Source organism: Stenotrophomonas sp. ESTM1D_MKCIP4_1 (assembly GCF_003086895.1).
In the GTDB taxonomy this organism is placed as follows: Bacteria; Pseudomonadota; Gammaproteobacteria; order Xanthomonadales; family Xanthomonadaceae; genus Stenotrophomonas.
This window is the reverse complement of record NZ_CP026004.1, coordinates 3,580,677-3,594,187: the sequence shown is the minus strand read 5'-3', so window position 1 is coordinate 3,594,187 and position 13,511 is coordinate 3,580,677. Positions and strand designations below refer to the sequence as shown.

Genomic DNA, 13,511 nt, shown 5'->3' with positions numbered 1-13,511 from the left:
GCCGGTGCGCCGTTTCAATCTTTCCGAATGGGCGCTGGCCAATCGCCCGCTGGTGCTGTTCGCGATGCTTGCCTTCGCGGTCATCGGCGCGTGGTCGTACAAGCACCTGGGCCAGTCCGAAGATCCGCCGTTCACCTTCAAGGCGATGGTCATCCGCACGCAGTGGCCCGGCGCCACCGCCGAGCAGGTATCGCGGCAGGTGACCGAGCCGATCGAGAAGGCGCTGATGAACACCGGCGAGTACGAGTTCATCCGTTCGTACTCGCGCCCGGGCGAATCGCAGGTGATCTTCATGGCCCGCGACAGCCTGCGCTCCAAGCAGATTCCGGACCTGTGGTACCAGGTGCGCAAGCGCGTGGGCGACATCCGCGCGACATTGCCACGTGAGATCGTCGGCCCGTTCTACAACGATGAGTTCGGCGACACCTACGGCAACATCTATGCACTCACCGGCAAAGGCTTCGACTATGCGGTGATGCGTGACTACGCCGACCGCATCCAGCTGGAACTGCAGCGCGTGCCCGATGTCGGCAAGATCGACCTGGTCGGCCTGCAGGACGAGAAGGTGTGGATCGAGCTGTCCAACACCCGCCTGGCCACCCTGGGCCTGTCGATGCAACAGGTGCAGCAGGCGCTGGCCGACCAGAACGCGGTGACCGGCACCAGCTTCTTTGAAACGCCGACCGACCGCGTGCAGCTGCGCGTGACCGGTCAGTTCGACAGCATCGAGGCGATCCGGCAGTTCCCGGTGCGTGCCGGTGAGCGCACCGTGCACCTGGGCGACATCGCCGAGGTCAAGCGCGGCTTTGCCGATCCGGCCTCGCCGAAGATGCGCTTCATGGGCGAAGAGGCCATCGGCCTGGCCGTGGCCATGAAGGACGGCGGCGACATCCTCAAGCTGGGTGCGAACCTGGATGCGGAGTTCGAGCGCCTGCAGAAGACCCTGCCCACCGGCATGCAGCTGCGCAAGGTGTCCGACCAGCCGCAGGCGGTGGAAGAATCCGTCGGCGAGTTCGTGCAGGTGCTGACCGAGGCCGTGGTGATCGTGCTGCTGGTCAGCTTCTTCTCGCTGGGCCTGCGTACCGGCCTGGTGGTGGGGGTCACCATTCCGCTGGTGCTGGCGATGACCTTCTTCGTCATGCACTACTTCGACATCGGCCTGCACAAGATCTCGCTGGGCGCGCTGGTGCTGGCGCTGGGCCTGCTGGTGGACGATGCGATCATCGCGGTGGAGATGATGGCCACCAAGATGGAGCAGGGCTACGATCGACTGCGTGCGGCCAGCTTCGCCTGGGAATCGACCGCGTTCCCGATGCTGACCGGCACCCTGATCACCGCGGCCGGCTTCCTGCCGATCGCCACGGCGGCCTCCAGCACCGGCGAGTACACCCGTTCGCTGTTCCAGGTGGTGACCATCGCGCTGGTGGTGTCGTGGATCGCGGCGGTGCTGTTCATCCCCTACCTGGGGGACAAGATGCTGCCGGACCTGTTCAATCCGCAGCCGCCGAAGCCGGGCAGCCTGTCCGCGCGCTGGCTGGCGAGGCGCCGGCAATGGGCCGACCGCTACCCGGCCTTGGCCAACCTGCTGCGTCCGGCCGAGCACGGTCATGACCATGACCCGTACCAGCGGCCGTTCTACACGCGTTTCCGCCGCTTCCTCGACGCGTGCCTGCGCCACCGCTGGTGGGTGATCGCCGCGACCATCGGCCTGTTCGTGTTTTCGCTGATGATGTTCCGCTTCGTGCCGCAGCAGTTCTTCCCCGATTCGACCCGGCCGGAACTGATGGTCGACATCGAACTGGCCGAAGGTGCGTCGCTGCGTTCGACCCAGGCCCAGGCCGAGAAGCTGGAAAAGCTGCTGCAGGGTCGCGAGGACATCGCCAACTATGTGTCCTACGTGGGCACCGGTTCGCCGCGCTTCTACCTGCCGCTGGACCAGCAGCTGCCGGCGACCAATTTCGCCCAGTTCGTGGTGCTGGCCAAGGACACCCATGCCCGCGAGACCGCACGCGCGTGGTTGATGAAGGAGGTCATTCCGCAGTTCCCGGACGTGCAGATGCGCGTTACGCGCCTGGAAAACGGTCCGCCCGTGGGCTACCCGGTGCAGATGCGCGTGTCCGGCGAACACATCGAGCAGGTGCAGGCCATCGCGCGCCAGGTCGAGGCCAAGGTGCGTGAGAATCCGCACGTCATCAACGTCAACCTGGACTGGGACGAGCCGAGCAAGGTGGTGCGCCTGGTGATCGACCAGGAACGTGCACGCGCGCTGGGCGTGAGCAGTGCACAGGTCAGCCAGTTCCTGGCCAGTTCGCTGGCGGGGCAATCGGTGAGCGTGTACCGCGAAGGCAACCGCCAGATCGAGATGCTGCTGCGCGGCCCGGCCGACGAGCGTGACCAGCTGCAGCTGCTGTCCAGCCTGGCCATGCCTGCGGGCAACGGCGGCAGCATCACGCTCTCGCAGGTGGCCACGATGGAGTATGGCTTCGAGGACGGCATCATCTGGCACCGCAACCGCCTGCCGACCGTGACCGTGCGTGCCGACATCGGCGATGGCATGCAGCCGCTGGACGTGGTGCAGCAGATCCTGCCGACGCTCGACGGTATCCGTGCGCAGCTGCCCAGTGGCTATCTGCTGGAAACCGGCGGCACGGTGGAGGATTCGGCGCGTGGCCAGGATTCGATCAAGGCCGGCATGCCGCTGTTCCTGATCGTGGTGGCGACCCTGCTGATGCTGCAGCTGCGCAGTTTCTCGCGGGCGGCGATGGTGCTGGTGACCGCACCGCTGGGCATCATCGGTGCCACCCTGTTCCTGCTGCTGTTCCGCGCGCCCTTCGGCTTCGTGGCGCTGCTGGGCACCATCGCGCTGGCGGGCATGATCATGCGCAATTCGGTGATCCTGATCGACCAGATCCAGCAGGACATCGATGCCGGGCATGACCGCTGGCATTCGATCATCGACGCCACGGTGCGCCGCTTCCGCCCGATCGTGCTGACCGCGCTGGCGGCGGTGCTGGCGATGATCCCGCTGTCGCGCAGTGCGTTCTACGGCTCGATGGCGATCTCGATCATGGGCGGCCTGATTGTCGGCACCGTGCTGACGCTGGTGTTCCTGCCTGCACTGTACGCGGCGTGGTTCCGGGTCAAGCCGAACGAGGCGCGCGATTGATGGTGCCGGGGTAGGATCCCTTTCCCGCAGGGAAAGGGCTCTGACCCCAGCGCTCCGGACCGCGTCCCCTGTCGTTGCCGGGGTCAGAGCCCTTTCCTGCGGAAAGGAATCCGACCCCATCCACGGTAGAGCCACCCCATGGGTGGCTGCGTGCAATGCCCGCGTGACGCCAGCAGATCAGGAGAGCTTGGCCAGCACCGCGTCGGTGGCGGCAGCGGTGCTGACCGCCTGCCCCTTGGCTGCCAGGTCGGCGGTGAACACACCGTCATCCAGCACCGCATGCACGGCTGCTTCCACGGCCGCGGCTTCGGCTTCCAGCCCCAGCGAATGGCGCAGCAGCATCGCGGCGCTGAAGATGGTCGCGTAGGGATTGGCGATGCCCTTGCCGGCAATGTCCGGCGCCGAACCATGGATCGGCTCGTAGATGCCCACTGCGCCCGGCTCGCCCAGCGAGGCCGACGGCAGCAGGCCCAGCGAACCGGCCAGCATCGAGGCCTCGTCGGTGAGGATGTCGCCGAACATGTTCTCGGTCACGATCACGTCGTATTCGCGCGGCTTGGCCAGCAGGTGCATGGCCATCGAATCAACCAGCTGATGTTCCAGCGCCACGTCCGGGAACTCCTCCCGGCCGATGCGCGCGGCCACGTCGCGCCACAGACGAGAGGTTTCCAGCACGTTCGCCTTGTCCACCGAAGTGACCTTGCCGCGGCGCTGCTGGGCCAGGCGGAACGCACTGCGCAGCACGCGCTCGATCTCGGCCACGGTGTAGCGGCACAGGTCGCTGGCGCTGTCCGCATCGCGGGTCTTGTCGCCGAAGTAGATGCCGCCGGTCAGCTCGCGCACCACCACGAAGTCCACGCCCTGCAGCAGCTCGGCCTTGATCGGCGAGGCGTGCAGTGCGGCTTCATGGGTGCGCACCGGGCGCAGGTTGGCGTACAGGCCCAGTGCCTTGCGGATGGCCAGCAGACCCTGTTCCGGGCGCACCTTGGCGTTCGGGTCGGACCACTTCGGGCCGCCCACGGCGCCCAGCAGTACCGCGTTGGCGGCCTGGCAGGCGGCCAGAGTGGACGCCGGCAGCGGTTCGCCATGGCGGTCGATGGCGATGCCACCGATGTCGTGCTCGCTGAAGGTGAAGGTGTGGTTGAAGCGTTCGGCGACGGTTTTCAGGACGGCTACCGCAGCAGCGGCGACTTCCGGGCCGATGCCATCACCGGGCAGGACAACAATCTCAGCGTGCATGCTCACTCTCGTAACGTTCGATTTCAGGGACACGGCCCAACAGATACCCCAACTGGTCGACACCTTCCAGCAGGCAGGTCTGCGAGAAGCCATCCAGCGGGAAGGAATAGACGCGGCCGTCCGGCGTACGCAGCTCGCGTGCGGCCACGTCGATGGTCAGTTCATCGTCCGGGCGCTGCATCAGCACCTGCACGTCGGCCTCGTCCAGCACGATCGGCAGCAGGCCGTTCTTCAAAGAGTTGCCACGGAAGATATCGGCGATCTCGCTGCTGACGATGGCGCGCAGGCCCAGATCGGTCAGCGCCCACGGCGCATGTTCGCGCGAGGAACCGCAGCCGAAGTTGCGGCCGGCCAGCAGGATGCTGCGGCCGGCGTTGTGCGGCTGGTTGAAGGCGAAGTCGGCGACGGGCGAGCCGTCGGCCTGCCAGCGCCAGTCATTGAAGGCGTTGCGGCCCAGGCCGGCACGCTCGGTGGTGGACAGGAACCGCGCCGGAATGATCTGGTCGGTATCGATGTTGGTCTGCGCCAGCACTACGCTGGACGAGGTCAGGGTACGGAAACCGGCCATCACGCCACCTCCTGTGCAAACAGTTCGCGGGTGTCGGCCACCTCGCCCTTCACTGCCGCCCACGCCGCACTCATCGGCGAGGCCAGCAGGGTGCGCGAACCGGGGCCCTGGCGGCCCTCGAAGTTGCGGTTGCTGGTGCTCACGGCCAGCTGGCCGGGGGCGACCAGGTCACCGTTCATGGCGATGCACATCGAACAGCCCGGCTCGCGCCACTCGGCACCGGCCGCGCGCACGATCTCGTGAATGCCTTCGGCTTCGGCCTGGCGCTTGACGATTTCCGAGCCCGGCACCACCAGCATGCGCACGCCGTCGGCCACGTGGCGGCCACGCAGTACCTGCGCCACCTCGCGCATGTCGCTCAGGCGGCCGTTGGTGCACGAGCCGACGAACACCACGTCCACTGGTGTGCCGGCCAGCGCCTTGCCCGACTGGAAGTGCATGTAGTCCAGGCCCTTCTGCGCGGCGGCATCGTTGGCGGCAGGAATCGGCGCATCCACGGCGATGGCGGTGCCCGGGTGCGTGCCCCAGGTCAGGGTCGGGCGGATGTCCGCGGCGTCGATGTGCACTTCGCTGTCGAAGCGTGCACCCTCATCGCTGCGCAGCTGCTGCCAGCGTGCCACGGCGGCATCGAAATCGGCGCCCTTGGGGCCGCGCGGGGTGTTGGCGACGAAGTCGAAGGTGACCTGGTCCGGCGCCACCATGCCGGCGCGCGCGCCGGCCTCGATCGACATGTTGCACAGGGTCATGCGCTGTTCCATGTCCATCGCTTCGATGGTGCTGCCGCGGAACTCGATGACATGGCCGGTGCCGCCGTTGACGCCGATCACGCCGATGATGTGCAGCACCACGTCCTTGGCACCGACGCCGGGCGCCAGCGCGCCATCAACGGTGATCGCAAAGGTTTTGGCCTTGCGCTGCAGCAGGCACTGCGTGGCCAGCACGTGGCCGACTTCGCTGGTGCCGATGCCGAAGGCCAGCGAACCGAAAGCGCCGTGGGTGGAGGTGTGGCTGTCACCGCAGACGATGGTCATGCCCGGCTGGGTGAAGCCCTGTTCCGGGGCGATGACGTGGACGATGCCGCGGTTGTCCGAGGCCATGTCGAACAGTTCGATGCCGTACTCGGCGCAGTTGCGCGCCAGGGTGGCCACCTGCGCCTCAGAGGCGGCGCTGGCATAGGGCAGCTTGCCGTCCGCACCGGCCGGCAGGGTCGGCGTGGAGTGGTCCATGGTCGCCTTGGTGCGGTCCGGGCGACGCGGCGCCAGGCCACGCGCACGCAGTTCGGTGAACGCCTGCGGCGAGGTGACCTCGTGGATCAGGTGCAGGTCGATGTACAGCACGGCGGGGGCGCTGTCGGATTCGGGAACCACCACGTGGGCGTCCCACAGTTTGTCGTACAGGGTGCGGGGTGCGGAAGTCATGCGTATGCCTGGCAGAAGTACGAGATAACAAACATCAGTAAAGAAAATGAAACGGTCAAGTCAGCGACGGCGGGCGAGCACGCGCAGGCGCACATAATCGGCCAGGGGCTGGCCGGCCGCATTGCGCGGCAGGTCGTCCAGCAACGCCGCAGCGGCCTCGCGCACGTTGGCGCGGGCATCGGCCGGCAGATCGTCCAGCAGCGGTGCGGCGAACACGCGCAGCCAGCCGGTCACGCCGCTGGGCAGGGCGGTCGGGCGCGGCGTGGTCTCGATCAGCTGCACCTGGAAGCCATGCTGGCGCAGGCGGTCGGCGTAGGCATCGGCGGTGGGGAAGTACCACTGGAATGCGCTGGCGCCGTGGCCATGGGCGGCGCGTGCGGCCTGCACTGCGGCGATGATCGTGGCCACATTGCCATGGCCACCGAATTCGGCGACGAAGCGGCCACCGGGTCGCAGGGCGCGGCGCACGCCTTCCAGCACGCGGTCCGGGTTGCCCATCCAGTGCAGCGCGGCATTGCTGAAAACGGCATCGAATTCGTCAGTGAAGGTCAGCGCGTGGCCGTCCATCACTTGTGCATCGACGCCGCGCGCGCGGGCGGCATGGATCAGTTCCGGCGATGCATCCACGCCGTGGATGCGCGCGCCGCTCAGGGCCAGTTCGGTACTGAGGACGCCATCGCCACAGCCCAGGTCGAGGATGCGCTCACCCGCGCGCGGATCGAGCAGGCGCGCGACCGCGCCGCCGAGCAGCGGCACGAAGCCGGCATCGATCGCATAGTCCTGGGCATTCCACTGTTGGCCGGCGGCCGGGGTGGGGGTGTCGAAGGCACTCATCTCAGCTTCCTCAGGCAGTGGCGGCGGTCGGGGTTTCGGTGTTGCTGGCAGCGGCCTGGCGCTGGCGCAGCAGGCGGTTGGCGACGTCCAGCCAGGCCAGCGCGGAGGCTTCGATGATGTCCTTGCTGGTGCCGGTGCCGTCGTACTCCACGCCTTCGTGGCGCACGCTCAGGTTGGCTTCGCCACGCGCATCGGCACCGATGCCGACGCTGTGCACCTGGTAGCTGTCCAGCTGCAGCTGCACGCCGGTGGCCGAAGACAGTGCGCCAAACAGCGCATCGACCGGGCCGTCGCCCTGCGCGGTTTCGGCCACGCGGTTGCCTTCCGGGTCCGACAGTTCGACCAGGGCGTTGGCACGGCTGCCGACATCGCTGATGGTCATCGAGGCCAGGCGGTAGCCCTGGGAATCCGCGCCGCCCTGCATCAAGGTCTGCAGGTCGGCATCGGTGACCACCCGCTGCTGCTCGCACAGGCCCTTGAACTGCTCGAACACCAGCTTCAGTTCGTCCTCTTCCAGCCAGAAGCCCAGCGCACGCAGGCGCGATTCGACGGCGGCGCGGCCGCTGTGGCGGCCCAGCACCATCTGCGAATCTTCCCAGCCCACATCTTCCGGGCGCATGATTTCGTAGGTGCCGCGGTGGCGCAGCATGCCGTGCTGGTGGATGCCCGATTCATGGGCGAACGCATTGGCACCCACGATGGCCTTGTTGCGCTGCACCGGCATGCCTACCAGGCGCTGCAGCAGCTGCGAAGTGCCGACGATGCGCGGGGTGTTGATCGCGGTGTCCTGTTCGTAGAACGCCTGGCGCACCTTCAGCGCCATGGTGATTTCTTCCAGCGAGCAGTTGCCGGCGCGCTCGCCGATGCCATTGATGGTGCACTCGACCTGGCGCGCGCCGCCCTCGATGGCGGCCAGCGAATTGGCCACGGCCAGGCCCAGGTCGTTGTGGCAGTGCGCGCTGAAGATCACGTTGGCTGCGTTCGGGACGTCGGCCACGCCGGCGATCACCTGCTGGAACATCGCGCGGATCTCTTCCGGGGTGGTGAAGCCCACGGTGTCGGGCAGGTTGATGGTGGTGGCACCGGCGGCGATGGCCACGCGGGCTACTTCAACCAGATAGTCCAGCTCGGTGCGGGTGGCATCCTCGGCCGAGAATTCCACATCGTCGATGTACGAGCGCGCCAGCGTCACATGCTTGTGCACCGATTCCAGCACCTGCTCGCGGGTCAAGCGCAGCTTGTGTTCGCGGTGCAGCGGGCTGGTCGACAGGAACACGTGCAGGCGCGGGCTGACCGCTGCTTCCAGGGCGCGTGCGGAGGTTTCGATGTCGGCCTGCAGGCAGCGCGACAGCACGGCCAGGGTCAGGCTCGGGCGGCGCAGCTCACGGCCGATCAGGGCCATCGCTTCGCGGTCGGACTGCGAGCTGGCCGGGAAGCCGGTCTCGATGATGTCCACGCCCAGTTCGTCCAGCGCACGCGCCATCACCAGCTTCTGCGGCGGGCTCATGCTGCAGCCGGGGGACTGCTCGCCGTCACGCAGGGTGGTGTCGAAGATGCGGATGCGCGGGGTGGTAATTCGTTCGATGGTGGTCACAGGGAAATCTCCTCGACAGCGGGCGCGACGGCTTGCAGGTTGGAAGGGGAAGAGGTGGGGGAGGCGGGGGCGCTGGCCTTGCTGGGCGAGCGCGGGGTTTCACTGCGGCGCCGGCGCGGTTTGCGCGGCGGCCGGGGGCGGATGTCAGTGAGCAGGCCGGCCAGGACGCCGGCATCGATGTTGCCGCCGGAGACCACCGCGCACTTGCGGCGGCCCGCCACGCGACGGCCAGCGGCCAGGGCCAGCGCACCGGCACCCTCGGCGATGATGTGTTCTTCCAGGGCCAGGCGGACCAGGGTTTCGCGCAGCTCGGCTTCGCGCACGATCACTACATCGTCCAGCAGCGAGGCACACAGGCGGCGGGTCAGGTAGCCGGGCACCTTCACCCGCACGCCATCGGCCAGCGACGGCACCGGGGCGATCTCGTCGACGTCGCCACGGATCGCGCGGGCCATGGAATCCACGCCCTCGACCTGCGCGCCGATGATGCGCACGCCCTGCGATTTCAGGGCCAGCGCCACGCCGGAAGCCAGGCCGCCGCCACCGATGGGCACGATCACCACGTCCAGTGCATGCGGGGCCAGTTCGATGCCGACCGTGCCCTGGCCAGCGATCACGTCGGCATCGTCGAAGGCGGACAGGAAACGATAGCCATGGCGCTGCGCCAGTTCGACGGCGAAGGCAAAGGCCTCGTCGTAGCTGTTGCCATGCTGGCGCACGGTGGCGCCCCAGTGGGCGACGCCTGCGATCTTGGTGGCCGGTGCGCCATGCGGCATCACGGTGATGGCGGGCACGTCCAGGCGGTAGGCGGCCCAGGCGACGCCCTGGGCATGGTTGCCGGCCGAGGCGCAGATCACCGGGCGGGTGTCGCCGCGCTCGCGGCCGGCCAGCAGCGCATTCAATGCGCCGCGCACCTTGTAGGAACCGGTGCGCTGCAGGTTTTCCAGCTTCAGCCAGGTACCGAAACGCTCGGCATGGTGCAGCGGGGTAGGCGGCAGGAAGCGGCGCAGGCGGGCCTGCGCAGCCAGTACATCGGCAACGCTTACGTCGCCGACATCGCTTTCCTTGCTGGCATCAGCGGCCGGCATGGGCCACCAGCGGGGTGCCGGCGAGCGCCGGGCGCGGGCACGGGCGACGAAGAAGACGCCTCCGTGCCGGCACCGTGGTCGCTACGGTACGGGTGTTCATCAGGCAGCTCCTTCCACGGGCGTCAGCTGTACCGACACGCAGTCGTAGATCTTTTCCATCTGCCGGCACAGGGTGTCCGGCGGCCGCTGGCCATCGACCACCAGCTGCAGGTGCCAGCGTCCGTCATCGGCGGCCACCGGCGCGCCGTTGATGGCGCGCGGGGCGAAGCCGCGGCGCTCGGCCATGCCGATCACACGCAGCAGCGCGCCTTCGGCCGGGTGCAGCACCAGGTCAAGCCGGTATTGCATTGGGGGTCTCCTGGCGGGCGTGGGCGGGGTTGCTTTCCAGCATGGTGCTGTTGGCGGTGTTGGGCGGCACCAGCGGCCACACATTGGCGCGGGCGTCGATGGCCACGTGCAGCAGGGCCGGGCCCGGTTCGGCCAGCAGTGCGGCCAGGCCACCTTCCACGTCGTCGCGGTTGTCGATGCGGCTGGCGGCGATGCCGAACACCTTGGCCAGGGCCACGAAGTCCGGGTTGTCGGACAGGTCGATCTCGCTGTAACGCTCGGCGAAGAACAGTTCCTGCCACTGCCGCACCATGCCCAGCGAACTGTTGTCCAGCAGCACGATCTTCACCGGCAGGCGGCAGCGGGCGATGGTGGCCAGCTCCTGCACGTTCATCATGAAGCTGCCATCGCCGGACACCAGCACCACGGTGCGATCGGGGCAGGCGAACTGCGCCCCCATCGCCGCCGGCAGGCCGAAGCCCATGGTGCCCAGCGCGCCACTGGTCAGATGGTTGCGCGGGTGATTGAAGCGGCAGTGCTGGGCCACCCACATCTGGTGCTGGCCGACATCGCAGGCGATGACCGTATCGGCCGGCGCCACTTCGCTCAGACGCTTCAGCAGCGCCGGAGCGTAGATGTGCTGGCCGGGCGCGTCGTAGCGGGCGGCAAAGCGGTCGCGGTGCTGGGCACAGCGCTTGCGCCATGCATCCTGGTGGGCCTTAAGGGAGGGGAAGGCCGCACGCAGGGCACGGATGGCATGGCTGACATTGCCGGGCACCGCGACATCGGCGCTGCGCAGTTTGGAGATCTCGTAGGCGTCGGCGTCGATGTGGACGACACGGGCGAACGGCGCGAACTCGGCCAGCTTGCCGGTGGCGCGGTCATCGAAGCGCGCACCCAGCACCAGCAGCAGGTCGCTTTCCTGCACCGCCATGTTGGCCGCGCGGGTGCCGTGCATGCCCAGCATGCCCAGCGACTGCGGGTGCTGCGGCGGCAGTGCGCCCAGGCCGCGCAGGGTCATCACCGTGGGGATGGCGCTGGCCTCGACGAAGTCGCGCAGATCCTGCACGGCCTCGCCCAGGGCAATGCCACCGCCGGCGTAGACCACCGGCTTCTCGGCGGCGGCCAGCGCGGCGATGGCCTCTGCGATGGCGGCATCGGCCGCTGCTGCCGGCGGCTGGACACTGGCCGGCACGTGCGCAGGCAGGTGGCTGGCATCGGCCAGCTGCACATCCTTCGGCAGGTCGATCAGCACCGGGCCGGGGCGGCCCTCGCGCGCAATGCGGAAGGCATCGGCCACCACGCGCGGCAGGTCATCGACACTGCGCACCAGCCAGCTGTGCTTGACGATGGGCAGGGTCAGGCCGAACACATCCAGTTCCTGGAAGGCGTCGGTGCCCAGCAGCGGTGTACCGACCTGGCCGGTGATGCAGACCATCGGCACCGAATCCAGCATCGCATCGGCGATGCCGGTGACCAGGTTCGACGCGCCGGGGCCGGAGGTGGCCACGCAGACGCCAACCTGGCCACTGGCGCGGGCGAAGCCATTGGCTGCCAGCGCCGCACCCTGCTCGTGGCGCACCAGGATGTGCTTCAGCGACGAATCCACCAGCGCGTCGTAGAACGGCATGATGGTGCCGCCGGGATAGCCGAACAGCGTACGGACGCCCTCGGCCTCCAGCGCCTGGGTCAGCCAGCGCGCGCCGTTGGGCGGCGCGCTGCGGTGTGTGGGAGAGTTCATGGGGGAACCTTGCAAAGCGGGTGGGGGAGGGCCGCGTGGTTACGCGGCCTGTCCTTGCAACCAGACCATCTTGGCGCGCAGTTCCTTGCCCACCTTTTCGATCGGGTGCTCCAGGTCGGCCTGCTTGAACTTGTTGTAGTTCGGCAGGCCCGCTTCGTACTCGGCCACCCAGTTCTTGGTGAAGGTGCCGTCCTGGATGTCCTTCAGGACTTCCTTCATGCGCTCCTTGGTGCCGGCGTCGATGACGCGCGGGCCGCTGACGTAGTCACCGTACTGGGCGGTCTCGGAGATGAATTCCAGCATGCGCGAGATGCCGCCTTCGTAGAACAGGTCCACGATCAGCTTCAGTTCGTGCAGCACTTCGTAGTAGGCGATTTCCGGCTGGTAGCCCGCTTCGACCAGCGTCTCGAAGCCCGCCTGCACCAGCGCCGAGGCACCGCCGCACAGCACGGCCTGTTCGCCGAACAGATCGGTTTCGGTTTCTTCCTTGAAGGTGGTCTGGATCAGGTTGGCGCGGGCGCCGCCCAGGCCGGCGGCGTAGGCCTGGGCATGCTGCGCCGCCTTGCCGCTGACATCCTGGTAGACCGCCCAGATGCACGGCACGCCACGGCCGATCTCGTACTCGCGGCGCACCAGCGCGCCCGGGCCCTTCGGCGCAACCAGCACCACGTCCAGGTCGGCGCGCGGCTCGATCATGCCGTAGTGCACGTTCAGGCCATGGGCGAACAACAGGCAGGCACCCTGCTTCATGTTCGGCGCCAGCACCTCGTTGTAGAGCTTCTTCTGCACCATGTCCGGGGTCAGCACGGCGACCAGGTCGGCGTTCTTCACCGCCTCGGCCGGCGCCACCACGGTGAAGCCGTCGGCCTGGGCCTTGGCCTCGGTCGGGCCACCCGGACGCAGCCCTACCACCACGTCGAAGCCGGATTCGCGCAGGTTCAGTGCGTGGGCGCGGCCCTGGCTGCCGTAGCCGATGACGGCGATCTTGGTCTGGGGCAGGTCGTTGGTGCTCATGGGGGAGGTTCCTTGCGTGGGAAGAAAAAGACGGCCGGCAGTCGAAGTGACGTACCGGCCGGTCAGGGGAAAACGGTGGGGGAGGCGCCGGGCATCGCACGGGCACAGCCACCACGAGGCGTCGTGGTGTGGCAGGTCCGGGTTTTGCAGTTGGCGGTGTTCATGGTGGTTGCGTCTGAAACCAGGTCTTGAAATGAAAAAACCCGCACCGGGGCGGGTGCGGGTTTTTGATGAGTTCCGGTGTGTCTGTTGCTTACACGCTGGCTCGTCCCGCACCTGTAGGTTGGGTAATAAGTACGAGCACAAGAATCGAACGCAGCGAGGCGGCGCCGCTGTCGGCGGCTTCAACGTGGGTTCGCAGTGGCGTGGTGTGGTGCAACATGTGATCGAGAGAAACATGGCCCATTCGGCAGTGTCAACCCTCGCAACCGATTTTTTTTTGGTTTCCGCTGCATCCGGCGCAATCGCTTGTGGCGCAAGGATGGTTGCTTCTGAAAATGTTTCGGTGAACCCGAATTCACT

General features: G+C 67.6%; 10 protein-coding genes. 1 reads left to right on the top strand and 9 read right to left on the bottom strand.

Annotated features, from left to right (window positions below):
- Positions 1–4 precede the first annotated feature (4 nt).
- Positions 5–3,166, top strand: a complete 3,162-nt coding sequence (locus C1924_RS16385) for an efflux RND transporter permease subunit (RefSeq protein WP_108766251.1) — start codon at positions 5–7, stop codon at positions 3,164–3,166.
- A gap of 177 nt (positions 3,167–3,343) precedes the next feature.
- Here C1924_RS16385 and leuB read toward each other — a convergent pair whose 3' ends face one another.
- From leuB to ilvC, 9 genes are all read right to left on the bottom strand, one after another.
- The gene (gene leuB, locus C1924_RS16380) at positions 3,344–4,405 is read right to left on the bottom strand and encodes a 3-isopropylmalate dehydrogenase (protein ID WP_108766250.1); all 1,062 of its coding nucleotides are present in this window, start codon (positions 4,403–4,405) and stop codon (positions 3,344–3,346) included.
- Positions 4,395–4,973, bottom strand: coding sequence for a 3-isopropylmalate dehydratase small subunit (gene leuD, locus C1924_RS16375; protein ID WP_108766249.1), 579 nt, complete (start codon positions 4,971–4,973; stop codon positions 4,395–4,397). Before leuD ends, leuB begins: the two co-directional genes overlap by 11 nt.
- The gene (gene leuC / locus C1924_RS16370) at positions 4,973–6,391 is read right to left on the bottom strand and encodes a 3-isopropylmalate dehydratase large subunit (protein ID WP_108766248.1); all 1,419 of its coding nucleotides are present in this window, start codon (positions 6,389–6,391) and stop codon (positions 4,973–4,975) included. Before leuC ends, leuD begins: the two co-directional genes overlap by 1 nt.
- Positions 6,392–6,451: 60 nt before the next feature.
- Positions 6,452–7,225, bottom strand: a complete 774-nt coding sequence (locus C1924_RS16365; protein ID WP_108766247.1) for a class I SAM-dependent methyltransferase — start codon at positions 7,223–7,225, stop codon at positions 6,452–6,454.
- 10 nt (positions 7,226–7,235) lie between these two features.
- Positions 7,236–8,819: a 2-isopropylmalate synthase gene (locus tag C1924_RS16360; RefSeq protein WP_108766246.1), complete on the bottom strand. Its 1,584-nt coding sequence runs from the start codon at positions 8,817–8,819 to the stop codon at positions 7,236–7,238.
- Positions 8,816–9,907 carry a threonine dehydratase gene (locus C1924_RS16355; protein ID WP_108766245.1) on the bottom strand — a complete coding sequence of 364 codons (1,092 nt, stop codon included), beginning with the start codon at positions 9,905–9,907 and terminating at the stop codon, positions 8,816–8,818. Before C1924_RS16355 ends, C1924_RS16360 begins: the two co-directional genes overlap by 4 nt.
- Positions 9,908–10,006: 99 nt before the next feature.
- On the bottom strand, positions 10,007–10,255 hold the full coding sequence (locus C1924_RS16350; protein ID WP_108766244.1) for an ACT domain-containing protein: 249 nt from the start codon (positions 10,253–10,255) through the stop codon (positions 10,007–10,009).
- Positions 10,239–11,975 carry an acetolactate synthase 2 catalytic subunit gene (gene ilvG / locus C1924_RS16345; protein WP_108766243.1) on the bottom strand — a complete coding sequence of 579 codons (1,737 nt, stop codon included), beginning with the start codon at positions 11,973–11,975 and terminating at the stop codon, positions 10,239–10,241. Before ilvG ends, C1924_RS16350 begins: the two co-directional genes overlap by 17 nt.
- A 39-nt stretch (positions 11,976–12,014) precedes the next feature.
- The gene (gene ilvC, locus C1924_RS16340) at positions 12,015–12,989 is read right to left on the bottom strand and encodes a ketol-acid reductoisomerase (protein WP_108766242.1); all 975 of its coding nucleotides are present in this window, start codon (positions 12,987–12,989) and stop codon (positions 12,015–12,017) included.
- Positions 12,990–13,511 lie beyond the last annotated feature (522 nt).

Coding starts and splice junctions, on each gene's coding strand:
- leuB (WP_108766250.1), bottom strand. CDS start 4,405: ATGCACGCTGAGATTGTTGTCCTGCCCGGTGATGGCATCGGCCCGGAA.
- leuD (WP_108766249.1), bottom strand. CDS start 4,973: ATGGCCGGTTTCCGTACCCTGACCTCGTCCAGCGTAGTGCTGGCGCAG.
- leuC (WP_108766248.1), bottom strand. CDS start 6,391: ATGACTTCCGCACCCCGCACCCTGTACGACAAACTGTGGGACGCCCAC.
- C1924_RS16365 (WP_108766247.1), bottom strand. CDS start 7,225: ATGAGTGCCTTCGACACCCCCACCCCGGCCGCCGGCCAACAGTGGAAT.
- C1924_RS16355 (WP_108766245.1), bottom strand. CDS start 9,907: ATGCCGGCCGCTGATGCCAGCAAGGAAAGCGATGTCGGCGACGTAAGC.
- C1924_RS16350 (WP_108766244.1), bottom strand. CDS start 10,255: ATGCAATACCGGCTTGACCTGGTGCTGCACCCGGCCGAAGGCGCGCTG.
- ilvG (WP_108766243.1), bottom strand. CDS start 11,975: ATGAACTCTCCCACACACCGCAGCGCGCCGCCCAACGGCGCGCGCTGG.
- ilvC (WP_108766242.1), bottom strand. CDS start 12,989: ATGAGCACCAACGACCTGCCCCAGACCAAGATCGCCGTCATCGGCTAC.